The sequence below is a fragment of the Prosthecodimorpha staleyi genome (genome assembly GCF_018729455.1).
In the GTDB taxonomy this organism is placed as follows: Bacteria; Pseudomonadota; Alphaproteobacteria; order Rhizobiales; family Ancalomicrobiaceae; genus Prosthecodimorpha; species Prosthecodimorpha staleyi.
In genome coordinates this window covers 209617-236163 of the sequence record NZ_JAHHZF010000012.1, presented here as the reverse complement: position 1 = coordinate 236163, position 26547 = coordinate 209617, and the positions used below count along the sequence as shown (strand labels likewise).

Genomic DNA, 26547 nt, shown 5'->3' with positions numbered 1-26547 from the left:
CCGCCGTCGTTGCTCGGTCATCAGGCCTCCCGGAACGCTCCGGGAGGCCTTTTTGCGTCCGTGCGGCCGGTCCTCGAGACCCGTCTCTGCCTGTTCCCGGAAAGCTCTCGTGATCCCGTTGGCATGCCGGACTGTCGCGTTGTTCATTCCGTAAAATTGTAATTGATATTGCTTCAACGCGCCTTCGACTTGGTGGTCCTGTGTTTACCGTCGCAGTCGGGTGATATTGGCGGGCGGTCATTGTTTATCCGACCTTAATGTCCCGGGCGTTGACTGCCAGGCGAGAGTGGATTGCGATCTGGCGATGCGCCGGACGGCATGAGAACCGGGAAGTCATTGACGATGTTCTTCAGTCGCATATCGGGCCAGGACAAGGTGATCGCCCTGAAGGTGATCGTCGTTTCTCCCGATACCGCCTCCCGCCCGGCCCTGGAGGCCGCGTTCGGAGCCGGTGCGCGGTTCACGGTCGAATTTGTCAGCGAGACGCTGGAACGGGCCGAGGGCCGCTTCGACGCCTCGGCTGCGGCCGTGGTGGTGGTCTTTCTCGACTCCGGGTCCCGTCCTGAACTGCTCGCCCTGCAGCGCTTCATGGCGCGGACCGGCGGGCGCGTGCCGGTGATCGTCGTCACCGAGAATTTCGACGAGGCGCTGGCCCGCTGGTTTCTGCAGATCCGCGTGACCGACTTCCTACGCAAGCCGGTCGAGCCGGCGGAGCTGGTGCGGACCTGCCTCAAGGCGGTCGAGGCACGGCCGGTTGGGGAGACCAAGGAAGCCGAGATCTACACCTTCCTGCCGGCCGCGGGGGGTGTCGGGGTGACCACGCTGGCGGTCGAGACCGCCTTCCTGCTGTTGAGGGAAGGCAAGAAATCGGGCACGACCACCTGTCTGGTCGATCTCGACTTCCAGAACGGGTCCTGCGCCGACCATCTCGACATCGAGCCACGACTGCTGCTCGACGAGATCGTGCCCAATCCGGAACGGCTCGACGACCAGCTTCTGGAGATGATGCTCGCCCATCACGCCTCGGGCCTGGCGGTGCTGGCCGCGCCGAACAAGCCGGCGGAGATGCGCAGCTTCCAGCCGGGCGTGGTGACGCGGCTGCTCGATCTGGTCTCCACGCGCTTCGACAATGTGGTCATCGACCTGCCGCGGACCTGGTTTCCCTGGACCGACGACGTCCTGGTCGGCTCCGACCACTTCTACATCGTCACCGAAATGACCGTACCCGGCCTGCGCCTGGCGCGCCGGCTGGCGACGGCGATCCGCGAGCGGCTTGGCGACGAAGCGACCCCGAAGGCGATCGTCAACCGATTCGAACAGCGCCTGTTCGGTCCCGGCCTGCGCAAATCCGATGTCGAGGCCGCGCTCGGTACCATGATGGCCGGGGTGGTCTCGAACAACTACCGGCTGGTACGCGAAGCGATCGACCGGGGCGTGCCGATCGAGGAGGTCAAGGCCGGCTCGAACGTCGTCACCGACATGCGCAAGATCATCTTCGCCGAGACGGGCGCGAAATGACCGGTTCGGTCTGCCGCGCCTGAAGAGGACATGCCCCCGATGCTCGGACGCTTCACCGCCCGCCGCCAGATGCCCCGTATCGACGAGGTTCCGCTGCCGCCCGTCCCCTCGGCGGCGGCCGGGACCGTGCACGAACTGCCGCCGCCGCCGGACATCGCGCCGCCGCCGCCGCCTCAGGGACCCGACGTGCACGAACAGAGAGCGCGGGTCGAGGAGGCCATGGCGATCGGCCCGGATGACGGGCCGGCCGTCGAGACGCCGCCCGACCCGCCGCCCGGTCCTCTGGTCGCCCCCAATGCGGCACCGGCCGAGGCCGACCCGAATGCGACCCGTCTCTCCGCCAAGCTGCTCGACGCCCGCGTCCGTCTGCACCGGCGGCTGATCGAGGAAATCAATCTCTCCTCGCTCGAAAGACTGCCCGAAGCGGAGATGCGCCGCCAGGTCGGCCAGTTGGTGCAGCAATACGTAGTCTCCGAGCGGATCGCGCTCAACGCCCAGGAACTGGAGATCTTCGTCAAGGAGATCATCGATGAGATGACCGGGCTCGGTCCGCTCGAGCCGCTGCTGCAGGACGATTCCATCGCCGACATCCTGATCAACGGCCACGAATGCGTCTTCGTCGAGCGGCGCGGCATGTTGGAGCGCACGCCGACCCGGTTCAAGGACGAGCCGCATTTGCTGCGCATCGTCAACAAGATCGTCTCCGCGGTCGGCCGGCGCGTCGATGAAAGCCACCCGCTCTGCGACGCGCGCCTGCTCGACGGCAGCCGCGTCAACGTCGCCATCCGGCCGATCGCGGTCGACGGGCCGCTGGTCTCGATCCGCAAATTCTCGAAGAAGAAGCTTTCGCTTGCCCGCCTGGTCGAGGTCGATGCGATCCGCCAGCAGATGGCCGACGTGCTCGCCGCTGCGGTCAAGAGCAAGATCACGCTGATCATCTCGGGCGGCACCGGCTCGGGCAAGACGACGATGCTCAACGCCCTGTCGGCCTTCATCCCCGAGACCGAGCGCCTGATCACCATCGAGGACGCGGCCGAACTGCAACTGCAGCAGCCGCATGTGGCGCGCATGGAGACCCGGCCGCCGAACATCGAGGGCAAGGGCGAGATCCGCCAGCGCGACCTGGTCAAGAACGCGCTGCGCATGCGCCCCGACCGCGTCATCCTCGGCGAGGTGCGCGGCGAGGAGGCCTTCGACATGCTGCAGGCCATGAATACCGGCCACGAGGGCTCGATGGCCACCATTCACGCTAACAACCCGCGCGAGGCGATCTCGCGCCTGGAGCAGATGCTCGGCATGTCGGCGATGCCGATGACGGTCTCCTCGATGCGCAGCCAGATCTGTGCCGCCATCCGGGTGATCGTGCAATTGCAGCGCATGAGCGACGGCAAGCGCCGGATCACTTCGATCGCCGAGATCACCGGCATGGAGGGCGACATCCTGCAGATGCAGGAGATCTACAAATATGTGCGCCTGAAGACCGATGCCGACGGCACCATCCATGGCCAGTTCGTCGCCACGGGCGTGCGTCCGCGCTTCCTCACCGAACTGGTCGCCAAGGGGATCAACATCCCCGGCAGCCATTTCGATCCCTCGAAGCCGCTCTGAGGACCCTCGCCATGCCGGCCCTCGACCAGATCGATCCGATCTACCTCGTCTCCGGCTTCGTCGGCATCGCCGCCGTGCTGGCGGTCGAAGCGATCTATCTCCTGTTCTTTACCGGCGAGAGCTACCGCGACCGCGTCAATCGGCGCCTCCGCGTGCTGTCCGACAAGCCCAACCGCGAGGAAGCCCTGGTCATTCTGCGCCGCGAGCGCGGGCTGACCGGCGAGGGTTTCTACATGACCCGCGTCAAGGCCTTCAATCGCCTGGTGTTGCAGTCGGGCGTGACCCTCGGCCTCTATCGCGTCGCGCTCCTGATGGCCGGTGCCGGGCTCGCATCCGGGATCGGCATATGGATCTGGAAGCAGGAGGTGCTGTGGGCGGCGATCGCGGTGCCGCTGTTCGGCCTCGCCGTCCCGCTCTTCGTGTTGCGCTGGCTGAGGGCGCGCCGCCACAACAAGTTCGCCGCCCAGTTCCCCGACGCGATCGACATCATCGTCCGCTCGCTCAAGGCCGGCCATCCGGTGCCGATCGCCATCGCCATGGTGGCCCGCGAGATGGGCGACCCGGTCGGCACCGAGTTCGGCATCCTGGCCGACGAGGTCACCTATGGCAGCGATCTCGAAACCGCCATGCGCAGTCTGATGTTCCGCGTCGGCCAGGAGGACCTGCCGCTGTTCGTCACCGCGGTCGCCATCCAGGGCTCGACCGGCGGCAATCTGTCCGAGATTCTCGCCAATCTGAGCCGTGTCATCCGCGAGCGCTTCAAGATGCGGCGCAAGATCCGCGCCCTGTCGTCGGAGGGCCGCTTCTCGGCCCTGGCGCTGACCGCAATGCCGATCCTGTTCTTCTGCGCGGTCACCTTCACCAATCCGGACTTCTACGGCGGCATCATCCACCTGAAGGTGACCAAGATCGTGCTCGGTGTCGCCGGGACCTGGATGATGATCGGCAACCTGATCATGCGCCGCATGATCAACTTCCGGGTCTGAGGGCGGATGCCATGCTCGACTTGATCGACGACGTCCTCGCCGGCTCCGACATCGGTGTCGTGCTGCCGAGCGTATTCCTGTTCCTTGCCGTCGTTGCCGTGACCATCGCGGTCGGCCAGTTCGTCCAGTCGCGCGGCACGATCCGGCGCCGCGCCTCCGAGGTCGGATCGCTCGACATCGACGTGACAGTCGACGATCCGCGCTCGCCGATGGCCGAGAGCCGGGCATCCGGCCGCAAGCTGATGGAGCGGGTCGCCAAGAACTTCGTGCCCGACGATGTGCACCAGATCGCCAAGCTGAAGCGGCAGCTGCTGCAGGCGGGCTTCTACGAACCGTCCGCGGTGGTCTGGTACTTCGTCGCCCGCGTCGGTCTGGCGCTCGCCTTCGGCGGCGGTGCCGCCGGTGCGCTGGCGACCGTTGACCTGACGCCGCAACTCTACTGGATGTTGCTCGGTGGTCTCGGCGTCCTCGGCTACCTGTTGCCGTCCTTCTATCTCGGCAAGCGCGTCAAGGCCAACATGGAGCAGCACCGTTCCGGCTTCCCCGACTTCATGGACCTGATGGTGGTCTGCGCCGACGCCGGCCTATCGATGGAATCGGCGATGGACCGAGTCGGCCGGGAACTCGCCCAAAGCTATCCGTCGCTCTCCGCCAACATCGCCATGACGACGCTCGAAATGCGGGCAGGGCGCACGCTCGGCGAGGCGCTCGACCATCTCGGCGACCGATTGGGGATCGCCGAGGCGCGCTCCTTTGCGACCCTTCTGCAACAGTCGGAAGAACTCGGTTCCAGCATGACCGAAGCCCTGCGGATCTACTCCGACGACATGCGTCATCAGCGGTTGAGCCGGGCCGAGGAGAAGGCCTATGCGCTGCCTGCCAAGCTTGTGATTCCCATGGGACTTTGCATCTTCCCGGTCTTGCTTCTCGTCACGATCCTGCCGGTCTATGTCCGGCTGAAAGGCTATTCGAACTGACCGGATCGCATGGCGCATCGACAATTCTTAACCGATCGGTGCTCTAGAATTCACAACGAGCCTGCGCCGAGGCGCCGGCTGAAGACGGGTGCGGAGTGGTGTCGATGGGCGGGATGGGGATGGGCAGCCTTCGAGAGCGGGTGCCGGGGGCGCCCGGTTCGATTGCGGCGCGGCGGGCCGGCGGTCTCCTCGGCCTCGTCTGCGCGGCGGCCCTGCTGGCCGGCTGCGAGACCGGCGCCATGCTGGTCCGCGGCGAGGCCGACGGGGCCACTCCGAAGCCGGTGGCAAGCGCCTCCGAACCCACAACGACGGGCTCCGCCGCGACGCCGGTCGTCGTGATGGACGATGCCGGAGCGGTCGCCGCGACCGGGTTGACGGGCGCCTCGCCGGTCGATCCGGTCAGTGTCGGCAAGCGCCATTTCCGGGAAGGGCATTTCGGCCTGGCCGAGCAATCCTTCCGCAAGGCCGTCGAACTCGGGCCGCGCGATGCCGAGGCCTGGGTCGGCCTGGCCGCCTCCTACGACCGTTTGCGGCGGTTCGATCTCGCCGACCGCGCCTATGCGCAGGCGATCCGCTTGGCCGGGGCAAATCCGGTCATCCTGAACAACCAGGGCTATTCGTACCTGCTGCGCGGCGATCTCGTGCGGGCCCGTGCCAAGCTTGCGCAGGCGCGCGCCAAGGATGCCGGCAATCCGGTCATCGCTGCCAATCTGGCGGCTCTCGACGAAAGCATGAAGCTGGGCAAGGACATCCGATAGGTGCGCGTTGCGCGGCCGTCGGCCTAAGCGTGCGGGGTGTCATGATGGCGGCCGGTCAGATTTGCGGGTCACGGACGCCGCGGGTCCGGCCCGAGGTCGCAACGACGGCTGCGCGGTTCGCTACGGGTCAAGCAGTCAAGCGGTTCGCTCGATGCGGACACTTGTTGTCCGTTCCGAGCGAACCGCCTGCATCGCTGTGGGCCTGAGGGCGTTGTGCAGGAACGCCGTCTCGGCTCGATGATCATCGGCGTCGTCGCCGGAGTTCGGCGGTTCCGCCTCGACCGATGCGTATTGAAGCCCATCCCGTCGGCGGTCCGGGAGCCTGCCGCCGACGGAGCCGGGCTGAAAGCCTTCCCTTAAGACTGATACATCCGGATCATCGTTCGAATGATTTCCCGAACGGAATCGCTTGCAAGGGAATAGTAGACGAGCTTGCCTTCCCGGCGCGTCTGAACCAGTTCGTCGGCGCGCAGGCGCGCCAGCTGCTGGGAGACGGCCGGCTGCCGGATCGCAAGCATGCTCTCAAGTTCTGTTACCGATCTCTCCCGCTCGCCGAGTAGGGCAAGAATGACCAAACGCCCCTCGTGGGCCATTGCCTTCAACAGCTCGCTCGCTTCGCGGGCATTGGCAACGAGGGCGGTCGGCTGCGGGCCTCCCGCGTTCGGTAGACCAGCGGGTGTTGTCGCCAACACAGTCGCGTCAAGTGCCATCAAGAGGTGATCTCCGTCCGAGAGTCATACTCAGGTTGTCCGGCTGCTGCGCGCCCGCATGCACAACAACTGGATGAAAACGTCGAGCAACCATTCAGCAGATTGCTCATGAACAGCCCGACATTCCGGAATGGTAGTTCACCAAATCGCTTTATGCAACGCGATCAAGGAAAGAAATAAACTGACATACCTGTAGTATATAAATCCATATCCATGCCAAGATCAGTTGATGCCAGTAGGAATGATTGTATGCTGTAAGTTCATGGCATTGTCACATGCGGAAAAAATTAAGTATGAAGTGCCGGTTTGTCTGAATATATGGTGGCCGTGCGAGATTGGATGCTTGCACATTTTACTCCGGAGTGAAGGCCACGAAACTTAAAGTCAGCATTGTATCGTTATAGAATATCAAGAATTTACGATCTGATCCGGCAGCCTGATTGGGAATCTGATCGTGCTCTTGGCCATGCCTTATTGGTGGGGCTGCCCTGAATTTCGAGCAAACCGAGTGTACAAACTAGAAATAGTTGTTCGAGCTAGCCGTCCCTCGTGCCGATGCGCGAGTATACCGCCTTGGCAATCAACGGAAGTGCGTAGATCGGAAACTGGGCCAGTGCGAAATAGGCCCATGTATCGGCCGGCGTGATACCCGATATCGCCCCGACGATCAGTCCCAGGTTGCGGTTGCCCCCGCACCAGCCTAGGGCAAGGGCCGTCGACCGCCCGAAGGGGCGACAGATTGCCGTCTGGATCACAATGCCGCCGACGGCCAATCCGATGCCGAGTGCCAGGATGCCGCCCATTCGGGAGGGCTCCGCAAGGAAACGCGCGGCAATGCCGTCCATGGAGCCGATGGCGAAGATTGCCAGCGGGAAGATCATCAGCCCGGTCAGCGATTGCCGATGCCGGAGGATGCGCTCGCTGCCGAGGCTCGCACGGATCGCGGTCGCGAGAAGGACGGCAGGACCGACGATCATGGCCAGGCGCCAGGCCAGGGCTGCGGCGTCGACCGGGAAATCGACGCCCAGACCGCCGGCGATCAACGGAATCAGGATCGGTGCGACGAGCGTCAAGCCAAGACACAGCGCCAGGGCCGGCGCGGCGTCGAGACCCAGAAGAGCGGCGAAGGCCGGTGCGGACAAGGTCGGCGGTGCGAAAGCGAAGATGTAGAGGCCGAGCATCAACCCGGGGCCGAGCGACGGGCCGATGATCGGTTCCAGCCCGAGAACCAAGGCAGGCGTTGCCAGCGACATGGCGGCGGCCCCGGCCAGGAGGGGAAGCGGCCGGCGCAGTGTTCCGGCCAGCCGGGCCGGCTCCACCATCAGCAGGGCGAGCGTCAGGATGCAGGCGACGAACGAGCCGAGCCAGGGTCTGACCTCGGTCGCGAGATCGGGAAGAAGCAGGCCCGTGAACACCGACGCCGCGGAGAGCGCGGTGCCGTGACGGCCCATCCAGGACAGAATTGCCTGCAATCAAATCCTCCTGCCGGGTCGCGGCTCGGGAACAGTCGGCGCAACCGGCGAACGGGCGGCAGGCACCAGGATCGGCCGTCCCTGTCCGCCGATCGGATCGCCTCGACGGCAGCGGCGCACCGGCACGTGTCCATGCCGGTGCTTATCCGTTTGGCATGTGCATCGGAAGTGGGCGCATCGCCGTGACCGATGCTGCGTCCAGCGCAGCGACGATCGGGGGCCGCGGTCATCGCCGTCCCGCTCAGAATGGGGCGTTTATTGGTGGACCGGTGCAAGGCACGCGTGCTCCCGCCGGTGACCGCTCGGGGCGATGCCAATCCGATCGCCCGGGCGTCGCCGCACCGGCATGCGGCCAAGGCGTTCCCGAACTTCGCACGCTGTGCGTTTCCAGCCTGTCAGCCAGCTAACGCCGCACGGTCCCCGATTCGATCAGCCTCCCCTTGACCCCTGGTCGGAATTGGCCTGTGATATCCGCGGGCAGGAGGCTTTTCTTGGGAGGGGCGTTCTGCCGGGTCGCGATCGCTGAGCGCCGAAACCCCGTCCATCCGGGCCTTCCGGCCGGAGGGGGATTTCCGCTTCTGCAAATGCCGCCCGGGCCTGCGCCGCGCATGTGACGCCGCGCTGGCGCCCCGGGATTGGCACGGATCTTGTGGAGGAGGGCGCGCTCGCCGGCCGTGAAGGGATGCGACGTGAATTTTCCGAAGGCAACAGCTAAGGGCTCGAACATGAAAACCAAATTCGTCACGGCGGCGCTCGGTGCCGTGCTCGGTTTCGCTGCCGCGACCACGGCGTCGGCGGGGACGCTGGACGACGTGAAGACCAAGGGCTTCCTGCAATGCGGCTCCAACACCGGACTGACCGGCTTTGCGCAGCCTGATACCTCCGGCAACTGGACCGGCCTCGATGTCGAACTGTGCCGTGCCATCGCGGCGGCCATCTTCAACGATCCGAACAAGGTCAAGTTCACTCCGCTGACCGCCAAGGAGCGCTTCACGGCGCTGCAGTCCGGCGAGGTCGATCTCCTCGTCCGCAACACCACCTGGACCATGTCGCGCGACACGTCGCTCGGCCTCAAGTTCGCGGGCGTGAACTATTATGACGGCCAGGGCTTCATGGTTCGCAAGAGCCTGAACGTCACGTCTGCCCTGAATCTTTCGGGTGCCTCGGTGTGCGTCCAGACCGGCACCACGACCGAACTGAACCTCGCAGACTTCTTCCGCTCCAAGGGCATGAAGTACGAACCGGTGGTGTTCGAGAAGAGCGACGAGGTCAACAAGGCCTACGATTCGGGTCGCTGCGACGCCTTCACGACGGACGCCTCGGGCCTCTATTCCGAGCGCCTGAAGATGACCAACCCGGGCGACCACATCGTCCTGCCCGAGATCATCTCCAAGGAGCCGCTCGGCCCGCTGGTCCGCCAGGGTGACGATGCCTGGTTCAATGTGGTCAAGTGGACGCTGAATGCCATGATCACTGCCGAGGAACTCGGCGTGACCAAGGCCAATGTCGACGAGATGCTGAACTCGACCAATCCGGACATCCGCCGCCTGCTCGGCAAGGAAGGCAAGTACGGCGAAGGCATCGGCCTGTCCAATGCCTGGGGCTACCAGATCGTCAAGCATGTCGGCAACTACGGCGAGTCCTTCGAGCGGACCGTCGGCCAGGGCTCGCCGCTCAAGATCGCGCGCGGCGTCAACGCGCTGTGGTCGAAGGGCGGCCTGATGTACGCCCCGCCGATCCGTTGAGCGTGACGGCTGCGGCCCGGTCCTCGTGGGATCGTGGCCGCAGCGTCCGCGGGGTGCGCCGTCCCGAAATCCGGCCTTCGGGCCGGTCCGCGGCCGGCGCGACCCGCGGAAGCGATCTCGACAACGACAGGACATCCGGCGGGGCCGGTCGGGACGGCGGTGGATCGTCGTCTGGGCCGGACAAGGAGGGGCGATGGCAGTAGCGGATGGGCCCGCAGCGGGCGAAGCCAAGGTCGTTTGGTACAATGATCCAGTCGTGCGTGGTCGCATCTTCCAGGGACTGACCCTTTCTTTCGTGGTCTTCCTGACTTGGGGCATCATCCACAATACCGCCGTCAATCTGCAGAGCCGGAACATCGCCCAGGGGTTCGGATTCCTCTCGACGACCGCCGGTTTCGATATCGCGCAGTCCCTGATCGACTATCCGCAGGATGCCGACTACGGCCGCGCCATCCTGGTCGGCCTCGTCAACACCATTCTGGTCGCCGTGCTCGGCGTGATCCTGGCGACTATCTTCGGCTTCATCGGCGGCGTCGCGCGGCTCTCGTCCAACTATGTCGTCCGCAAGCTGGCCACCGGCTATGTCGAGATCGTGCGCAACGTGCCGCTGCTGCTGCAGATCTTCTTCTGGTACTTCGGCGTTCTGCGCGTCTTGCCGGGCCCGCGCGACTCCATCCAGCCGATCCCGGGCTGGATCTTCCTGAACAATCGCGGCCTGATCATGCCGCAGGTCACGATGACGAAGATCACCGCCGACGCGATGTTCTATGGCGTGCTGGCGGCGATCATGGCGATCTTCGTGTTGCGCAGCGTCCTGCGCAAGGTGCAGGAGCGCACCGGGTATCAGGCACCGGTCTTCCTGATCTCGCTTGGCATCCTGGTCGCGTTTCCGGCCATCGCCTATCTGGCGTCGGGCGCCGGCGTGACCCTTACGGCACCCACCAGGTCGACCTTCAACATCTCCGGCGGCACCCGGGTCATCCCCGAATTCATGGCGTTGTTGATGGCGCTCGCCTTCTATACGGGCGCCTTCATTGCCGAGATCGTGCGCGCCGGCATCCTGGCGGTCAGTCATGGCCAGACCGAGGCGGCGTCCTCGCTCGGCCTCAAGCCGAACAACATCCTGCGGCTGGTCGTGGTTCCGCAGGCGCTGCGCGTGATCATCCCGCCGCTGACCAGCCAGTATCTGAACCTGACCAAGAACTCCTCGCTCGCGGTTGCGGTCGGCTATCCCGACCTGGTCTCCACTGGCGGTACGGTGCTGAACCAGACCGGACAGGCCGTGGAGGTGATCGCGATCTGGATGGTCATCTATCTCGGCACCAGCCTGACCACATCCGCCTTCATGAACTGGTACAATGCCAAGATGGCGATACGGGAGCGCTGAGCGATGACCATGACATCAGCCTCCGATACCGCAGCGATCGCCTTCGTGCGACGTGAAATGGTCCAGGCCGAACCGCCGCCGCCGAGCCTGGTCGGCATGCAGGGCTGGCTGAAGAAGAACCTCTTCTCCACGCCCGGCAACGTGCTTCTGACGGCCGTGGGGTTCTTCCTCGCGGCCTGGCTCATCTGGCAGGTGGTCGATTTCGCCATCGTGCGCGCCGTCTTCGTCGGCACGAGCGGCGAGGATTGCCGGAAGTCCGCCGATGTCGGCGCCTGCTGGCCCTATGTGCAGGCCTACTGGAAACTGTTCGTCTATGGCCGCTATCCGATCGCCGAGCGCTGGCGGGTCGACCTGACCGGTCTGGTTTTCGTGGTGCTGCTGGTGCCGCTGATGATCCCGGCCGCGCCGCTGAAGCGGCTGAACGTGATCCTGTTCTTTGTGATCTTCCCGGTCTTTGCCTTCTCGATGCTGGTCGGCGGCTGGTTCGGTCTGGTCCATGTCGAGACCGCCTTGTGGGGCGGCGTGCTGGTCAGCCTTGTGGTGGCCGTCACCGGCATCGTCATGTCGCTGCCGCTCGGCGTCCTGCTGGCGCTCGGACGACGGTCGAAGATGCCGGTGATCCGTCTGCTCTCGACCATCTTCATTGAATTCTGGCGCGGCGTCCCGTTGATCACCGTGCTGTTCATGGCCTCGAACATGCTGCCGCTGTTCATGCCGGCCGGCGTCGATGTCGACAAACTGCTACGCGCGCTGATCGGCGTCTCGCTGTTTTCCGCCGCCTATATGGCGGAAGTGGTGCGTGGCGGCCTGCAGGCGATCCCGAAGGGCCAGTATGAGGGCGCCATGGCGCTCGGCCTCAGCTACTGGCGCATGATGGGCCTCGTGGTTATGCCGCAGGCGCTGAAGCTGGTTATTCCGGGCATCGTCAACACCTTCATCGGCCTGTTCAAGGACACCACGCTGGTGTCGATCGTGTCGATCTTCGACCTGCTCGGCATGATCAACTTCACCCGAACCGACTCGGCCTGGGCGGCCCCGACCACCGCCATGACCGGCTATCTGGTCGCCGCCATCTTCTACTGGGTCTTCTGCTTCGGCATGAGCCGGTATTCGATGTTCATGGAAAACCGCCTCAACACCGGCCACAAGCACTGAACGGAGCTTCCGCCATGTCCGACAACACCGTCTCCGCGATCGAGCTCAAGGCCGACCGTTCCAAGATGAAGGTCTCCGACGAGACCGCCGTGAAGCTTGCCGGCGTCAACAAATGGTACGGCGATTTCCATGTCCTGAAGGACATCAATCTGACCGTCATGAAGGGTGAGCGGATCGTCATCTGCGGCCCGTCCGGCTCCGGCAAGTCGACCATGATCCGCTGCATCAACCGCCTGGAGGAGCACCAGAAGGGCCAGATCGTCGTCGACGGCATCGAACTGACCAACGATCTGAAGAAGATCGATGAGGTGCGGCGCGATGTCGGCATGGTCTTCCAGCACTTCAACCTGTTCCCGCACCTGACCATCCTGGAAAACTGCACCCTCGCGCCGATCTGGGTCAAGAAGATGCCCAGGAAGGAGGCCGAGGAGGTGGCGATGCACTACCTGAAGCGGGTGCGCATTCCCGAGCAGGCCAACAAGTATCCGGGCCAACTCTCCGGCGGTCAGCAGCAGCGCGTCGCGATCGCCCGGTCGCTGTGCATGAACCCGAAGATCATGCTGTTCGACGAACCCACCTCGGCGCTTGACCCGGAAATGGTCAAGGAAGTGCTCGAAGTCATGATCAGCCTTGCCGAGTCCGGCATGACCATGCTGTGCGTGACCCACGAAATGGGCTTCGCCCGCCAGGTGGCCAACCGCGTCATCTTCATGGATGCCGGCCAGATTATCGAACAGAACGAGCCGGAACGGAAGCCTTCTTCGGCAATCCGCAGCACGAGCGCACCAAGCTGTTCCTCAGCCAGATCCTGCACTGATCGAACGATGATATCCCGGGAAGGACGGTCCCCGGCCGCCTTCCCGGGCCTTGCTTCAGCTTGGAATCCCCCCGCGACTGTCGGCAGACCCGATGCGCTGCCGTGCCGTGCCGGACGCGGCCCATGATGCGAAGGCCGCAGCCTCACGTGAGGGCCCGGCCGCATGAGCGGCCATTGTCGGCGAACGCCACAACATCACAAGAATGCCACCGAACGCGCAGGCGCCGGGCGATATGCCCGGTCGGGCCTTGCATAGGCCGTGGCCTCGATCCTTGGCGCGCCCGATCCGCCTGTTGCGAGGCCGAGGGGGCAGGGCCGGCCGCGTCTCGCGTCGTTGAAACCGGCATTTCGTTGATGGCACCGTCATTGGCGCCGCGCTTCCTGAAGACCCGCAAGGAGCCTCGCCCCCGGCGCGAAAGGAGGCCTTCATATTCAAGTATGCCGGCGGCGCGATGTCGGTAACAGTCTGCAAAAGTTCCGGTTTGGCCGTTGCATGCGACAGGGCGCCTGTGTATGAAACGTTTACCATTGAACAAACGAGTACTCTGCCTTGTCTCGCGGACCGACACGTCGGCTTTTTCTGGCAGCGCCGTTTGGGATCGCGCTGGCATCAACGGCAACCGCGCCGGGGCAGGCGTTGACTCAAGACGAAACTGATCTTGCGAAGCTGATATCCAGAGGAAAGCTCCGCGTCGTCGTTCCTTCGTTCGAGTCTCCTCCGTTTTTCTACAGACGAGATGGAACACCGGCCGGAATCGACATCGATCTTGCTTCGGCAATGGCGACCGCGCTCGGGGTTGAACTCGAACTCGATCGTCGTCCGGCAAGCTTCAACGATGCCGTAGATGTCATCATCAGAGGTGAGGCCGACCTCGCTGTATGCAAACTGAGCCGTACACTGAACCGCGCGCGAGTGATCCGCTATTCGCAGCCTTACGCGCGGTTGAGCCACGGATTGATCGCCAATCGGGTTCGTTTTGCTGCATTGTTAGGCACGCGCAAAATTGAGACTGTTATCCGCAAATTCGACGGCCGAATGGGCGTGATTGCGAAATCGTCCTTCGCCGAATTCGCCCGACGCAATTTCCCGAATGCGAAGCTGGTCGAGTTCGCGTCCTGGGGCCATGTGCTGGACGGCGTGCGCAGCGGCGATGTCGATGCCGCCTATCGCGACGAGTTCGAGATCAAGCGCGTGCTGCTCGACGATCCGTCGCTGACGCTCGTCGCCCGTTCGGTGACGCTGACCGATCTGACCGACACGATCGGGATCGGCATCGCGCCCGGTGCCTCGCATCTCGCCGCCTATGTCGACACCTTTCTGGCGCTGACCGACCGCTCCAACGCCCTGTCGGCCGACGAGATCCTCCGACACTACAAGCTCGCCGAGAAACCGGCCTAACCTCCAGAGACCATCCGAGGAACCGGACATGAAGACCGATCGGATCGTTTCGATCCTGCAATCGCCGGTGTCGGTATTTGCCTTCATCGGCGGCGGCGTCCTCTTCGGGATCAAGTACCCGGATCTTTCCCGCGATCTGGCGCCGCTCGGACAGACCTATCTGAGCCTGCTCAAGATGGTCGTGCTGCCGTTCATCGTCTCGTCGATCATCTTCTCGGTCCGTGCCCTGATCCGGGACCCGGGTTCGTCGAAATATCTGCTCCGGATCGTGGCCGCGATCCTGCTGGTTTCGTTCATGTCGGTGGCGGTCGGCGGCACGCTGGCGCTGACCTTGAAGCCGGGCGAGATTCAGGACCAGCAGACGCGTCTGGAGTTCGGCAAGCTGGTCGCTCGCGACAACGGCGTCGCCACCGACCTGCAGATGACGCTCGCGGAACCCTCGAAGGCGCCGGATGCCCATAGCCCCTTCGCATATGTCGTCGAGTTGGTGCCGAGCAACATCTTCAACGCGCTCGCCAGCGGCGACACGCTGAAGGTTCTGTTGTTTTCGATCCTGTTCGGGATCGCCGTCGGGCATGTCCCGCATACCGTTTCGGCCAGTCTTGCCGATGCGCTCGACACCGTCTACCGAGCCTGCATCGTCCTGACCCGCTGGTTCAACGTGCTCCTGCCCTTCGCGTCCTTTGCGATGATCGCCGAGCAGGTTTCGAATCTCGGGCCCCAGTCGCTTCTTGTGATGCTCGACTATCTGCGTGTGATGGGCATCGCGACGCTGGTCTTCGTCAGCGCGTCCCTGATCATCGTCTCGCTCGCCACCGGCATGTCCATCTGGCGTGTCTTCCGCGAGCATCAGAACGTTTTCATGATGGCGATCGCCACGCGCTCCAGTGTCGCCTGCATTCCGGTCATGATCGAACTTCTCTCGGAGCGGCTGCAGTTCCGGCGCACCGTGGTCGAACTGATGGTGCCGTTGCAGACCGCGCTGCTGCGCGCCGGCCCGATCATGGTCTATGTCATCGGCACGCTGTTCATCGCCCAGCTCTATGGCCGGGAACTGCGTCCGGAGGAACTGGTCTTGCTCGGCCTCTCCTCTGTCCTGTTGGGGCTGACCACCGCCGGCATGTCGGGGATCGTGATCATCTCGCAGATGTCGATCCTGTGCGGCTACTTCGCGATCCCGTTCGAGGCCGCCTTCGTCCTGTTCATCGCCGTCGAGGCGGTGTCCGACACGTTCCGGACCCTGACCCTGGTTTCGACCATCACGGCCGCCACGGCCGCGGTGTCGCCGCTCGATCCCCGTGCCGACCCGATCGAGGATCTGGACTTCGATCTGGTCTCGCGCCCGGCGGCGTGACGGCGATGCCTGTGCGCCCCCGGCTCGGCGTCATCGGCGGGCTCGGGCCGATGGCCTCGGCGGACTTCTATCGCAAGATCGTGGAACTGACTCCGGCCGCGATGGATGCCGATCACCTGCCGCTGGTCCTGCTCAGCCTGCCGCAGATCCCGGACCGGTCCAGCGCCATCCTGGCCGAGACCGATGCGCCGCTCCCGGCCCTGACACAGGCGGTGGCGACGCTCGACGGACTTGGCGTTGAGGCGATCGCCATCGTCTGCAATACGGCCCATCACTGGTATGAAGAACTGACCGGATCGGCGCGGTCGACCCTGTTGCACATTGCCGATTGCGCGATCGCGGAACTGGCCGTCCATCGCGTCGCGGGGCCTGTCATGATCCTGGCGACGCGCGGGACGCTGCAATCCGGCTTCTACCAGCGAAAGCTCGCCGCGGCAGGGTATACGGCCTGTACGGCCTTCGACATCGGCGCCCAGGCGACCGTCGATACCGTCATTGCCCGGGTGAAAGCGGGCGACCTCGCCGGCGCGCGGGCGGTCATGTCCGAAGTCATCGAAGTCGCCGCGGCGTCCGGCGTCAAGGCGGGCCTGCTTGCCTGTACGGAACTGCCGCTGGCGGCGGAAGGCCTGGCCTCGCCCGACATGGTCCTGATCGATCCGACCGCCGAACTGGCGCGCGCCTGCCTGCGGCGCTTCGGCATGGCGATTTGATGTCGACCTTTCCGCAATATGCGTCTTAGGCCGGGCCGGTGACGACCTCGGTCTCCGGATGGCCGCCCCATTCGGACCATGAGCCGTCATAGAGGCCGAGCCGGTTGTGGCCGAGCGTCTCCAGGGCGAGCCAGAGTACGGCGGCGGAGACGCCCGAGCCGCAGGTCGTCACGACCGGCCGGTCGAGATCGACGCCGCCCGCGGAGAAGGCGGCGGCGATGGCGGCCGGTTCGGCCAGACGGCCGTCGACGACCAGGTTGGCATAGGGCACGTTCAGGGCACCGGGCATGTGACCGGACCGCAGACCCGGACGCGGCTCGGGTGCTTCGCCGGCGAAGCGGGCGGCCGGGCGCGCGTCGACGACCTGATGCGAGCCGGCGGCGAGCGCGCGGCGCACGTCCTCGAGGTCGCGGACCATGCCGTGGTCGAAGCGGGCGGTGAAATGGGCCGGCTGGCGGCGGGTCGGCTCGTCGGTCAGCGGCCGGCCTTCGGCCTTCCACTTCGGCAGGCCGCCGTCCAGGATGACCACGTCGCGCGCGCCGAAGATGCGGAAAGTCCACCACACGCGCGGCGCGGCGAACAGACCGAGGCCGTCATAGACGACGATGCGCATGCCGTCGCCAATGCCGAGCCGGCGCACTGCGGAAGAGAAGACCTCCGGGCTCGGCAGCATATGCGGCAGCGGGTTGCTCTCGTCCTTGACCGCGTCGAGGTCGAAATGCACTGCACCCGGGATGTGGGCGGCGCGATACTCGGCGGCGCCGTCCCGCTCCATCGGCGGCAGATACCAGGAGGCGTCGACCACCACGACGTCCGGCGCCTCGAGATGGTCGGCAAGCCATTCCGTCGAGACGAGGTGGTTCGAGCGATCGGCGGCCGGCATGGACGTCTCCTGTCAGGTTCGGGCCGACGGTGATAGGGCCACCGGCCGGCCTTGTCGAGCCGGCCCGGTCCGCTACGTGTCCCCGAAGTCCCATCGGCGAGGAGAGTCCGGCAGTGCCACAGACCATTACGACCGGATGCAAGGCCTTGGTCGAGGCGGCCGAACGCGCGATCGAGACCTTGTCGGTCGAGGCGGCGGCGGATCTGATTGGTCGCGACGATACCGTTTTCGTTGATCTGCGCGACCCCCGCGAACTGGAGAGGGAAGGGCGCATGCCGGGTGCCTTCCATTGCCCGCGCGGGATGCTCGAGTTCTGGATCGATCCGGAGAGCCCCTATCACAAGCCGGCCTTCGCCGAGGACAAGCTCTTCGTCTTCTTCTGCGGTGGCGGCTGGCGGTCGGCGCTGGCGGCAAAGACCGCGCAGGATATGGGTCTGAAGCCGGTCGCCCATATGGCGGGCGGTTTTTCGGCCTGGAAAAAGGCGGGCAGGCCGGTCGCCTGACGCCGCCGGGCGGGACGATTTGCTCCGGCTGCCGAAATGATCAGTCCGGTTGAAGGGCGGGTTCAAGCATTCGCGTTGGACCGCGCCTGTCCGCCGTGATTGCCTGCTGTCCATCGCAACACGGAGGGATCCGGCCCATGCGGCTCGTTATCGCCAACAAGCTCTACTCGTCCTGGTCCCTGCGTCCCTGGCTGGTCGCTGCGCATTTCGGCATTCCGTTCGAAGAGCTCGTCATCCCGCTCGATCAGCCGGATACCCATGCGCGCATCCTGGAGCATTCGCCGAGCGGCCGCGTGCCCTGTCTGATCGACGGCGATCTGCATGTCTGGGAATCGCTCGCGATCATCGAATATCTCGCCGAGACCTTCCCGGATCACGCCATCTGGCCGCGCGACCGGGAAGCGCGTGCGCTGGCGCGGTCGATCTCCAACGAGATGCATGCCGGCTTCCAGGGCCTGCGCAAGGCCTGCCCGATGAACCTGCGGCGGGACTTCGCCTGGCGTGATTTCGGTCGCGAGGCGTCCGAGAATGCGGTCCGCATCGTCGAATTGTGGCGCGACGCGCGTCGCCGGCACGGGGCTGCCGGGCCGTTCCTGTTCGGCGCCTTCTCGGCAGCCGACGCCATGTATGCGCCAGTGGTGATCCGCTTCAACGGCTACAACTGGCCGGTGGAGCCGGACATCCGCGCCTATATGGACGCCGTGCTGACCCTGCCGGCCTTCGAATCCTGGCTCTCCGCCGCCCGCAAGGAGACCTGGATCGTGCCCTCCGACGAGATCGAGCCGGTCTGACGCTCCGGAACGACATGCCGCCGCCGACCCGGGTGAACCGGGCCGGCGGCCGGACTTCAAGACGATGTCAGTTTGTCAGGCCGAACGGTCCGGGCAGGCCGCCGGGTCACTGCACATAGAGGCGATGGCCGCCGGGGTGCTGCCAGTGCGGATGGTGGCCGGCATGAGGGCGGTGGACCCAGGGCTGCCAGACATAACCGCCGTTCCAGTGCGGGCGATGATGGTGGTGCGGCGGGCGAACCACATAGACCTGCCCGCCATAGACGGGAGGACGGACGACATATCCGTTGCCGCCGTAGCCCTGGCCATAGCTACCGCCATAGGATCCACCCTGGCCGTAGCCGCCGCCATAACCCTGGCTGCCGCCATAGCCGCCCTGGGATTCGTAGGTCTGTCCGTAGCCGCCGTCATATTGCGCCTGGAGCAGCGTCGACGCACTGCCGGTGTCCGCCTCGCCGGACGCCTCGCCGGTCGCGGCGGGAGCCTCTTCGCCGTTGTCCTGGACCGCGTCAGCCGGCGGGATCAGGTCCTCGTCGGTGCCGGCGGTATCGGCAACCGTCGTCAGTCGGGCGGCATCCCCGGCCGTCGCGGTGCCGGAGGCGGCCTGGGCGGCCCCGGCGAGGGCGGTGGAAAGCAGAAGGGCGGCAGCGGATGCGATGAGGGGACGCATGGTGTCCTCGATTCGGGGACGGGTTCGGCCGCACGGGATCGTGCCGGCCGTAGCGGGTCGCGTCCGGACGACCTGACCGGGCGCAACGGACTCGGCGGGACCGCCGGAGCGGTCCGGTACGGCCCGCTGCCGAGAGCGAGCCGACGCTTCGAAGGCGTGTTATGGATCGGGCAGTTCGCGGTCCGACGTTACGGTACAGCGCGCACCGCCGGCTCGAATCTGGGTGGGTGGGGGAGATGGGCTTCGCGCAGGCGGCGCTGCCGTCGCTTGGGGCGACAGGAGCGCCGGGGACTGGCGCTTCGTCACGACCTTGACCTCGGTGAGGGTTCGCGGGATGAGGACGATTATTGTCCCGCCTAAATGAATGCACACGGAATCAAGATGTTGGCTGGGGTTCATCGAGGCGGCGCCGGGGCGTCGAAAGGATGGCGGCGGTGCGGCGATTGATCGTCCACATCGGGACGCCGAAAGCGGCGTCGACCAGCCTGCAGGCCTGGCTGGCTGCCGAACGCACCCGCCTGGCGGCCGTGGGAATCGAGTATCCGGCCCTGGCGAAAGCGGATTCCGGTCATCGGCGGCTCGCCCTAGGCCTGGAAGGGACGCTCGGCCCGGCTGCGCGGCGGGTGGAGATCGAGCGGCTCGGCCATGTGCTTACAGGGACGTCGGCGGATGCGGTGATCCTGTCTGCCGAGCAGTTCGAGGGAGCCCCGGAACCCGCCGACGTCCCCGGACTGATCGCCGAAATCGCCGCACGGCACGGCTTCCGCCCGCTCGCCCTGGCCGTCGTTCGCCCGCGACCCGACTATCTCAACGCGGTCTATGCGCAACATGTCCGCCGCCTGTTCACGGCCGAGCGCTTCGGCCCCTTTTCGGTACGGATGGAAGGCCATCCGCGGTTCGACTATCCGCGGCGGTTCAAGCCATGGTTCAACCGTAACGACATGGACTTCATGGCGATTCCTCTCACGGCGTCTGAACTTTCCGGCGGCATCGGCCCGCGCCTTCTCGCCGCCGCGGGCCTGACCGCGCCGCCTGATGCCGGTCCGGCTCCGCGGCTCAACGTGACGCCGGGGCCCGCGACCATCGAGGCGTTCCGGCGGCTCGCCGCGCAATCGGGGCGTCGGCGCCTCGGGCGTCGCGACGGTCCGGCGCGGGCGGCGTTGGAAACGGCCGCAGAGGCCGCCGGATGGAACCGCTGCCGGTTTTCGGGCCTTGCGCCCGAACTCGCCGCCCGAATCGAGACCCGCTACGCCGACGCCGACGAAGCCTTCGCGCGACGTTTCTGGGGACGGTCCTTCGTGGAGGTTTTCGGCGCGGAGCGTGCGGCATCGGCCGGCTCGAACGAATGGAACGGCCCAGGTCCCGAATCGGCTGCCATCGACGATCTCGTCGCCGACATCCTGGCCCGGTACGGCCGGCCCGAAAGGGTGAGCGAAAGACTGACCCGACGCTGGCGCATCCCCGGGTGAGCCTGCCGCCACCGTCGGAACGAATTCGGGTGGACAAGTGCCGAGGGTGCGGTTGACGGCGGCGGACCGAGGGCGTTTCGTCGACCCATGACCCTCAACCTCTTGAAGCTCTGCGTCGGCTGCGACAGCGTGCGCGACCTCACCGATTGGGTGGACGAGCGGCTGGCCGAGAAGCGGCGGCTCGGCCAGGAGCCGGTCCACATTCATCGCACGCGCCAGATGCCGAAGCGCCGCGACGAAATCCTGGAAGGCGGCTCGCTCTATTGGGTGATCAAGGGCAGCATCATGCTGCGCGAGCCGATTGTCGATCTGCGCGCGGTGACGGACGAGAATGGCGTGCCGCATTGCGACATCGTGCTGACCGGCGCCTTCGTTCAGGTCGAGCCACGCCGCTTCCGGCCGTTCCAGGGCTGGCGCTATCTCGACCCGAAGGAGGCGCCGGCGGATCTGCGCTCGGCCGGCGCCCGCGATCTGCCGCCGGAATTCGTCAAGGAACTGGCCGGGTTGGGGCTGCTCTGAGCGGGCCGGGTCTGATCGCCGGCCGGGGTGGCGCATCGCGACTTCCTCAACCCGGTTCGCCGCGCTAGACTCGTCGCTCCAGGGCCGCCGGATCGGCGGCCGGTATTCGGACTTCGATCATGGCTCGCACGCTCGCGCTCATTGCCGTCACTGTCCTGGCCGGCCTCGGCACCACCGCTTCGGCCGGGGCCGCCGAATGTGTCGGCGCGCGCAACAATCCGGCCTTCTCGTCGAGTGCCGCAACGGGCGCCGCGGACCCTTGCCGCGTTCCGGCGAAGCCGGCCGTGACCGCGACGGCCCGTCCGCTGCCGGCCGGCAAGCCCAACCCCTCCGCGCTCGACATTCCCGCCAAGACGCCAAAGGCGAAGGCCGAGACCACGACTTCGGTGGACGAACAGGGGCGCACCGTCTATCGCACCGGCGAAACCGAGGTCCGTGTCGGCGGATATGTCCGGGTCGATGCGGTCAGCCGTTCCGGCAATCTGAAACCCTGACGGCGGATCGGCCGCGTCGGAACGGCCGGCCGTTCGGTAACCGGTATCAAACGGCGCAATTGTCGATCAGGCGGGTCCGGCCGAGCCAGGCGGCCACCAGCAGCCGCAGCGGCCGCCCGGGCGCGGACCTGTCGAAGATGGGCTCCAGGGTCTGGGCATCGCGCAGGTCCAGGTAGTCCAGCGCCCGGAATCCGGCGGCCAGGATGGCGCGGCGCCCGTCGTCGAGGGCTTGGTCCGGCGGCACGCCGTCGCGCAAGGCCGCCGCCGTCTGCATCAGAACGTCATGCAGCACCGGCGCGACATCCCGTTCCTCAGGGTTCAAATAGGCGTTGCGCGACGACATGGCGAGACCGTCCGGCTCGCGGACCGTCGGCGCGCCGACGATCTCGACCGGCAAACCCAGATCGCGCGCCATGCGGCGCACCACGGCGAGTTGCTGGTAGTCCTTCTCGCCGAAGATGGCGAGGTCGGGCATGGCGGCGACCAGCAGTTTGGCCACGACGGTCGCCACGCCGCCGAAGAAGTGCGGCCGTGAGTCCGATTCGAGGCCGAGCGCCGGACCGGCCGTCTCGATCCGGGTTGCAAAGCCCGGCGGATACATCTCGGCGGCCGAGGGCGCAAAGACCAGATCGGTGCCGAGCAGTTCCAGAAGTTCCATGTCGCGCACCTCAGTGCGCGGATAGCTCTGGAAATCCTCATGTGGCGCGAACTGGGTCGGATTGACGAAGATCGAGACGACCACCCGCTCGGCCCGTTCGAAGCCGATCCGGACCAGGGACAGATGCCCGTCGTGCAGCGCGCCCATGGTCGGCACCATCGCGATGCGGTCGCCGGTGCGCCTCCAACCGGTGACGCGGGCGCGCAGATCGGCGACGGTGCGAACGATGGCGGGGCCGGTCGCGGTGTGGGCGGCGGCGGTATTCGTCTCCATGCGTTTCCCTCAGGCGTCTCTGTTTGTCATCCTTGGGTCCGTCGACCGGTCGGGGCTTCGCGCGCCATGGTCGCATGGACCGGGTGGCGGAGTCCTGGGGGAGACGGATCGAGTCCGGCATCGCGATCCCCATCGGCGGGTCCTCGACCGCCGGGAAAGCGAGCCGGGCAGCTCAGGGCCATTCCGGTTCGCAGCGTTAGTCCGAACCTTCGACGTGCGGCCCCCTCGCGCGGCGAACCGGCGCCGCGGAGGAAATTCCCGAGATCGGGCTTTTCCGGGGCATGGCGCGATGCCACTTTGACAGATGGCGCGTCTCCGGGCCGTTTCGGCGGTACGATACGTTCGGGCGTCGGCGAGGAGAGGTTCAGGCATGGTCGACGACCGCAACGATCGCGACGGGCGCCCGGCAGCGCGGGCCGGCGAAGGCCTCGAACGGTCGGCGCCCGGTGCGCGTGCGGTCGAGAGCTTTCTCGCCGAGGCCGCACGCCTGGCGCCGCGGGCCGGCGCCGGGCGGCTCGTCTTTTCGCTGGACGCGACCATGAGCCGCCAGCCGACCTGGGACCGTGCGGCCGAGCTTCAGGCCGGCATGTTCGAAGAGGCGGTCGGGCAGGGCGGGCTGCTGGTCAGTCTGGTCTATTTCCGGGGTCTCGGCGAATGCCGGTCAAGCCGCTTCGTCGGCGACGCGGCGGCTTTGAAGCGCCTGATGAGCGGCATCGAATGCCGCAGCGGCTTCACCCAGATCGGTCGCGTCCTCGGACATGCCGCCGCGACCGCGCGCGAGGCGCCTTTGGCCGCTCTGGTCCATGTCGGGGATGCCGCCGAGGAGGAGATCGACGGGCTGGCCGGCCGGGCCGGGGATCTGGCCCTGCTGGGTGTCAAGGCCTTCATGTTCCAGGAGGGTGACGATCCGGCCGCCGCCAAAGCCTTCGCCGAGATCGCCCGCCTGACCGGCGGCGCGCATTGCCGGTTCGATGCCGGGTCGGCCGGTCGGCTGGCTTCGTTACTCAGGGCCGTTGCGGCCTATGCCAGCGGAGGCTATCCCGCACTGGCGCGCGCCGCAGAGCGCGGCGGCGAGGGGGCGCGCCTGCTCGTCGGTTCGCTCGGTCGGGACCGTGGAGCATCATGAACACCATCTTCCTCGGCGTGGCCGCCCTGCTCGCATTCCTTTTGATGGCGAAGAGCTTCGCGAACGCCAATCCGACCCTGCTGGCACGCGGCTTCAAGCAGGTCATCGGTCTGACATTGCTGATTTTTTCCGGTTTTTTGCTGATGACGGGACGCTATCTGGTCGCCATACCGCTGGTCGTGTTCGGGCTCAGCTTGCTGCTACCGAAGCTGCTTCAGGCTCGCACGCGCTCGGCTGCGGGCGATGACGACGCGGTCGAAGCGGGACGCCGGTCGTCGGTGCGTACGGCAGTCCTGGACATGGAACTCGATCACGATTCGGGAGACCTGCGCGGCCGGGTCCTGGCCGGCGCCTTCGCCGGCCGCGATCTGGCCCGGCTCACGACCGACGACCTCAGGCGCCTCTGGCGAGACCTCCGCTCCGATCCGGAAAGCCGGGCTCTGCTAGAGGCTTATCTGGATCGCCGGGATCCCTTCTGGCGTGAAGACCTGAACGGCGACACGGCATCGGGGCATGGCGGCGCGGCGGCTGCGGGCGCGATGACAGAGCAGGAGGCTTACAAGATTCTTGGCCTTGAGCCCGGAGTTGGCGAGACCGAAATCCGAGACGCGCATCGGCGCCTCATGAAAGCGGTTCATCCCGATCACGGCGGCTCGACCTTCCTGGCGGCGAAAATCAACGAGGCCAAGGACCGACTCATCGGGAAGCATCGCACGCGCTCCAATCACTGATTACTCGACACGGGAAACCGGGTGGCTCCGGGGCAAGACCCCGGCCTCCCACTCATTGACGCAAGGCAAGACAGGCATAGTTGCTGCGCTTCAGACTGGCACAGGCGGCATTGGCGGAGGCCTGGTCGGCAAAGCCGGCGAAGCGCGCGCGATAGAAGGTCGAACTGCCCTTGGAAACGGCCTCGGCCACCGGATGGCTGCCGGAGAGGGCACTGCCGACCTGACCGCGGGCCTTGGTCAGCAGAGCCTTTGCGGCCGATTCCGTGTCCACGGCTGCGATCTGCACCATCCAGCCTTTGTTGCCGGATGCGGCATCGCTCTTGACCGGGTCCGGCTTCGCCCCCGCATCCGGCTTCGTCGTATCGGCGCGGCGCGGATCGGGCTTGCGGCCGGCAGGGTCGACCGACCGTGTCACGATGGAGTCGATCTCGCGTTCGCCGACGGTGCGACGCGGATCCGCATAGCCGCTCGCCGTGCTGCCAGGGATGGCGGCGGGCGGGGTCAGGCCGGCGGAGCGCACGGTCGCGCTCGAAGAGGCCGGAGCGCCGGGAGCCGGCGCCGGACTGGTGGCGGCGGTCAGCGTCGGCATCGAGAAGCTGGACACGCTCGCCGCGGCGGTGCGGGTGCCGATGGAGGGCGGCAGGATCGAGATCGGCTCGTAGGCCGGCCGGGAGCCGGCCTCCGGCAGCAGGATCGCCTTGGCCATGGCGACCGCGGCTCCGCGCTCGATCGGCGCGCGCTCCTCGGTCCGGGTGACGGCGCCGTCGATCGATGCGACCTTGTCGCCACCGGCCTTGCGGGTCGGGACCGGCGCGTCATCGCGGCCGGTGTCGTTGATCGCGAAGGTCTTCGACCCGCGACTGGCTGCGGGCAGATAGGTCTCCAGCAGTTGTGCCATGTGGTTGTCGCGCGAACGGCCGGTCGGTCCGCCCATCACGGCGGCGACGAGGTGCCGGCCGTCCCGGCGGATCGAACTGACCAGGTTGAACCCGGACGCCTGGGTGTAGCCGGTCTTGATGCCGTCGATGCCTTCGACCCGGCCGAGCAACCGGTTGTGGTTGCCGATCACGCCGCCGCGCCAGGCGAAAGCGCGGGTCGAAAAGAAGCGGTAGTAGTCCGGGAAGCGGTCCTGCAGCGCGAGACCAAGTGTCACCATGTCTTTTGCGGTGGTGATCTGGCCCGGATTGGGCAATCCCGAAGCGTTGCGGAAGGTCGTGTCGCTCATGCCGATCCGGCGCGCGGTGCGGGTCATCCGCGCCGCAAAGGCATCCTGCGAGCCGGACAGGTTCTCGGCGATGACCACGGCGACGTCGTTGGCCGACTTGGTGACCAGCGCGCGGATCGCGTCGCCGACCTCGATCGTATCGCCCGGACGCAGACCCAGCTTCGACGGTGCCTGATTGGAGGCAAAGGCCGAGACCTCGAAGGGCGTGTCAAGCTTGACGCGGCCGCGCTCCAGTTCTTCGAACAGGACGTAGAGCGTCATCATCTTGGTCAGGGAAGCCGGATAGCGCTGCGCATCGGCGTTGCGGGAGAACAGCACCTTGCCGGTTTTGCCGTCGACCACGAATGCGGCGTAGCGGCCGCTTTCTCCCATGGACTCCGACTTCGCAGCGGCATTTCCGCCGGGCGCGGCCGTTCCGCGCCGATGCCGGCGCGCGGCATCCGCCTCGACGACAGACGCGCAAAAGACCACCGTTGCGAGAATCGCCGCCATGAGGCGGCCCCGCCCGAACAGACGATTGTGATGCACTTTCCCGTCCCCGGTTGCAGCGGCCGGATCGTCCCGATCCGGTCGGACTTCACGCCGGGACGCCTGATCTGACGCCCACAC

Annotated in this window: 24 protein-coding genes and 1 pseudogene; 19 read left to right on the top strand and 6 right to left on the bottom strand. The window is 66.2% G+C overall.

Annotated elements, in window-relative coordinates; translation table 11 throughout:
• The first annotated feature begins 342 nt into the window (after positions 1-342).
• The 5 genes from KL771_RS22865 (at position 343) to KL771_RS22845 (ending at position 5847) form a co-directional block, all read left to right on the top strand.
• Entirely contained in the window at positions 343-1518 is a 1176-nt protein-coding gene (locus KL771_RS22865; protein WP_261970821.1) for an AAA family ATPase, read from the top strand.
• Positions 1519-1737: 219 nt separating this feature from the next.
• Positions 1738-3126: a CpaF family protein gene (locus KL771_RS22860; protein WP_390867509.1), complete on the top strand. Its 1389-nt coding sequence runs from the start codon at positions 1738-1740 to the stop codon at positions 3124-3126.
• A gap of 11 nt (positions 3127-3137) precedes the next feature.
• Positions 3138-4112, top strand: a complete 975-nt coding sequence (locus KL771_RS22855; protein ID WP_261970819.1) for a type II secretion system F family protein — start codon at positions 3138-3140, stop codon at positions 4110-4112.
• Positions 4113-4123: 11 nt separating this feature from the next.
• A complete protein-coding gene (locus tag KL771_RS22850; RefSeq protein ID WP_261970818.1) occupies positions 4124-5089 on the top strand; it encodes a type II secretion system F family protein in 966 nt (321 codons plus the stop codon).
• A 104-nt stretch (positions 5090-5193) separates the two neighbouring features.
• Positions 5194-5847, top strand: coding sequence for a tetratricopeptide repeat protein (locus KL771_RS22845; protein ID WP_261970817.1), 654 nt, complete (start codon positions 5194-5196; stop codon positions 5845-5847).
• Between the two features lie 356 nt (positions 5848-6203).
• Here the strand turns inward: KL771_RS22845 and KL771_RS22840 are convergent, their stop codons facing one another.
• Entirely contained in the window at positions 6204-6557 is a 354-nt protein-coding gene (locus tag KL771_RS22840; RefSeq protein ID WP_054361783.1) for an ArsR/SmtB family transcription factor, read from the bottom strand.
• A gap of 536 nt (positions 6558-7093) precedes the next feature.
• Entirely contained in the window at positions 7094-8029 is a 936-nt protein-coding gene (locus tag KL771_RS22835) for a hypothetical protein (protein WP_261970816.1), read from the bottom strand.
• Positions 8030-8754: 725 nt separating this feature from the next.
• Here KL771_RS22835 and KL771_RS22830 point away from each other — a divergent pair.
• The 7 genes and pseudogenes from KL771_RS22830 (at position 8755) to KL771_RS22800 (ending at position 16596) form a co-directional block, all read left to right on the top strand.
• On the top strand, positions 8755-9774 hold the full coding sequence (locus KL771_RS22830; protein ID WP_261970815.1) for an amino acid ABC transporter substrate-binding protein: 1020 nt from the start codon (positions 8755-8757) through the stop codon (positions 9772-9774).
• Positions 9775-9967: 193 nt separating this feature from the next.
• A complete protein-coding gene (locus tag KL771_RS22825) occupies positions 9968-11161 on the top strand; it encodes an amino acid ABC transporter permease (RefSeq protein ID WP_261970814.1) in 1194 nt (397 codons plus the stop codon).
• A gap of 3 nt (positions 11162-11164) precedes the next feature.
• Entirely contained in the window at positions 11165-12316 is a 1152-nt protein-coding gene (locus tag KL771_RS22820; protein WP_261970813.1) for an amino acid ABC transporter permease, read from the top strand.
• 65 nt (positions 12317-12381) lie between these two features.
• A pseudogene (locus KL771_RS22815) lies at positions 12382-13133 on the top strand (amino acid ABC transporter ATP-binding protein).
• Positions 13134-13683: 550 nt separating this feature from the next.
• Complete coding sequence (locus tag KL771_RS22810) at positions 13684-14532, top strand: substrate-binding periplasmic protein (protein WP_261970812.1); 849 nt, start codon at positions 13684-13686, stop codon at positions 14530-14532.
• A 28-nt stretch (positions 14533-14560) separates the two neighbouring features.
• Positions 14561-15886 (top strand): dicarboxylate/amino acid:cation symporter, encoded by a 1326-nt coding sequence (locus tag KL771_RS22805; protein WP_261970811.1) that lies wholly within the window; start codon positions 14561-14563, stop codon positions 15884-15886.
• Between the two features lie 5 nt (positions 15887-15891).
• Positions 15892-16596, top strand: a complete 705-nt coding sequence (locus KL771_RS22800) for an aspartate/glutamate racemase family protein (protein WP_261970810.1) — start codon at positions 15892-15894, stop codon at positions 16594-16596.
• Positions 16597-16621: 25 nt separating this feature from the next.
• Here the strand turns inward: KL771_RS22800 and sseA are convergent, their stop codons facing one another.
• A complete protein-coding gene (gene sseA, locus KL771_RS22795) occupies positions 16622-17479 on the bottom strand; it encodes a 3-mercaptopyruvate sulfurtransferase (RefSeq protein WP_261970809.1) in 858 nt (285 codons plus the stop codon).
• A 113-nt stretch (positions 17480-17592) separates the two neighbouring features.
• Between sseA and KL771_RS22790 the strand changes: the two genes are divergently transcribed.
• Both KL771_RS22790 and KL771_RS22785 read left to right on the top strand, forming a co-directional pair.
• Positions 17593-17982, top strand: coding sequence for a rhodanese-like domain-containing protein (locus KL771_RS22790; RefSeq protein WP_261970808.1), 390 nt, complete (start codon positions 17593-17595; stop codon positions 17980-17982).
• Between the two features lie 137 nt (positions 17983-18119).
• On the top strand, positions 18120-18773 hold the full coding sequence (locus tag KL771_RS22785; protein WP_261970807.1) for a glutathione S-transferase family protein: 654 nt from the start codon (positions 18120-18122) through the stop codon (positions 18771-18773).
• A gap of 106 nt (positions 18774-18879) precedes the next feature.
• On the opposite strand, the gene KL771_RS22780 is transcribed toward KL771_RS22785, so the two are convergent.
• Complete coding sequence (locus tag KL771_RS22780) at positions 18880-19443, bottom strand: hypothetical protein (RefSeq protein WP_261970806.1); 564 nt, start codon at positions 19441-19443, stop codon at positions 18880-18882.
• Positions 19444-19877: 434 nt separating this feature from the next.
• Between KL771_RS22780 and KL771_RS22775 the strand changes: the two genes are divergently transcribed.
• The 3 genes from KL771_RS22775 to KL771_RS22765 all read left to right on the top strand — a co-directional run bounded on the left by KL771_RS22775 (position 19878) and on the right by KL771_RS22765 (position 21925).
• The gene (locus KL771_RS22775; RefSeq protein ID WP_261970805.1) at positions 19878-20912 is read left to right on the top strand and encodes a hypothetical protein; all 1035 of its coding nucleotides are present in this window, start codon (positions 19878-19880) and stop codon (positions 20910-20912) included.
• A gap of 87 nt (positions 20913-20999) precedes the next feature.
• Positions 21000-21431, top strand: a complete 432-nt coding sequence (locus KL771_RS22770) for a DUF1489 family protein (RefSeq protein ID WP_261970804.1) — start codon at positions 21000-21002, stop codon at positions 21429-21431.
• A gap of 119 nt (positions 21432-21550) precedes the next feature.
• Positions 21551-21925, top strand: a complete 375-nt coding sequence (locus KL771_RS22765) for a hypothetical protein (protein ID WP_261970803.1) — start codon at positions 21551-21553, stop codon at positions 21923-21925.
• A gap of 46 nt (positions 21926-21971) precedes the next feature.
• Here the strand turns inward: KL771_RS22765 and panC are convergent, their stop codons facing one another.
• A complete protein-coding gene (panC, locus tag KL771_RS22760; protein ID WP_261970802.1) occupies positions 21972-22856 on the bottom strand; it encodes a pantoate--beta-alanine ligase in 885 nt (294 codons plus the stop codon).
• 370 nt (positions 22857-23226) lie between these two features.
• Between panC and KL771_RS22755 the strand changes: the two genes are divergently transcribed.
• Both KL771_RS22755 and KL771_RS22750 read left to right on the top strand, forming a co-directional pair.
• Positions 23227-23982: a VWA domain-containing protein gene (locus KL771_RS22755; protein ID WP_261970801.1), complete on the top strand. Its 756-nt coding sequence runs from the start codon at positions 23227-23229 to the stop codon at positions 23980-23982.
• Positions 23979-24713, top strand: coding sequence for a DnaJ domain-containing protein (locus KL771_RS22750; protein ID WP_261970800.1), 735 nt, complete (start codon positions 23979-23981; stop codon positions 24711-24713). Before KL771_RS22755 ends, KL771_RS22750 begins: the two co-directional genes overlap by 4 nt.
• Before the next feature lie 52 nt (positions 24714-24765).
• Here KL771_RS22750 and KL771_RS22745 read toward each other — a convergent pair whose 3' ends face one another.
• Positions 24766-26310: an SPOR domain-containing protein gene (locus KL771_RS22745; protein ID WP_261970799.1), complete on the bottom strand. Its 1545-nt coding sequence runs from the start codon at positions 26308-26310 to the stop codon at positions 24766-24768.
• Positions 26311-26547: the final 237 nt, after the last annotated feature.

Bases quoted from the DNA above. Each gene is read 5' to 3' on its own strand.
- panC (WP_261970802.1), bottom strand. From the start codon at position 22,856: ATGGAGACGAATACCGCCGCCGCCCACACCGCGACCGGCCCCGCCATC.
- KL771_RS22865 (WP_261970821.1), top strand. From the start codon at position 343: ATGTTCTTCAGTCGCATATCGGGCCAGGACAAGGTGATCGCCCTGAAG.
- KL771_RS22745 (WP_261970799.1), bottom strand. From the start codon at position 26,310: ATGGGAGAAAGCGGCCGCTACGCCGCATTCGTGGTCGACGGCAAAACC.
- sseA (WP_261970809.1), bottom strand. From the start codon at position 17,479: ATGCCGGCCGCCGATCGCTCGAACCACCTCGTCTCGACGGAATGGCTT.
- KL771_RS22860 (WP_390867509.1), top strand. From the start codon at position 1,738: ATGGCGATCGGCCCGGATGACGGGCCGGCCGTCGAGACGCCGCCCGAC.
- KL771_RS22820 (WP_261970813.1), top strand. From the start codon at position 11,165: ATGACCATGACATCAGCCTCCGATACCGCAGCGATCGCCTTCGTGCGA.
- KL771_RS22830 (WP_261970815.1), top strand. From the start codon at position 8,755: ATGAAAACCAAATTCGTCACGGCGGCGCTCGGTGCCGTGCTCGGTTTC.
- KL771_RS22850 (WP_261970818.1), top strand. From the start codon at position 4,124: ATGCTCGACTTGATCGACGACGTCCTCGCCGGCTCCGACATCGGTGTC.
- KL771_RS22780 (WP_261970806.1), bottom strand. From the start codon at position 19,443: ATGCGTCCCCTCATCGCATCCGCTGCCGCCCTTCTGCTTTCCACCGCC.
- KL771_RS22765 (WP_261970803.1), top strand. From the start codon at position 21,551: ATGGCTCGCACGCTCGCGCTCATTGCCGTCACTGTCCTGGCCGGCCTC.
- KL771_RS22825 (WP_261970814.1), top strand. From the start codon at position 9,968: ATGGCAGTAGCGGATGGGCCCGCAGCGGGCGAAGCCAAGGTCGTTTGG.
- KL771_RS22755 (WP_261970801.1), top strand. From the start codon at position 23,227: ATGGTCGACGACCGCAACGATCGCGACGGGCGCCCGGCAGCGCGGGCC.
- KL771_RS22750 (WP_261970800.1), top strand. From the start codon at position 23,979: ATGAACACCATCTTCCTCGGCGTGGCCGCCCTGCTCGCATTCCTTTTG.
- KL771_RS22855 (WP_261970819.1), top strand. From the start codon at position 3,138: ATGCCGGCCCTCGACCAGATCGATCCGATCTACCTCGTCTCCGGCTTC.
- KL771_RS22770 (WP_261970804.1), top strand. From the start codon at position 21,000: ATGACCCTCAACCTCTTGAAGCTCTGCGTCGGCTGCGACAGCGTGCGC.
- KL771_RS22805 (WP_261970811.1), top strand. From the start codon at position 14,561: ATGAAGACCGATCGGATCGTTTCGATCCTGCAATCGCCGGTGTCGGTA.
- KL771_RS22840 (WP_054361783.1), bottom strand. From the start codon at position 6,557: ATGGCACTTGACGCGACTGTGTTGGCGACAACACCCGCTGGTCTACCG.
- KL771_RS22785 (WP_261970807.1), top strand. From the start codon at position 18,120: ATGCGGCTCGTTATCGCCAACAAGCTCTACTCGTCCTGGTCCCTGCGT.
- KL771_RS22800 (WP_261970810.1), top strand. From the start codon at position 15,892: ATGCCTGTGCGCCCCCGGCTCGGCGTCATCGGCGGGCTCGGGCCGATG.
- KL771_RS22845 (WP_261970817.1), top strand. From the start codon at position 5,194: ATGGGCGGGATGGGGATGGGCAGCCTTCGAGAGCGGGTGCCGGGGGCG.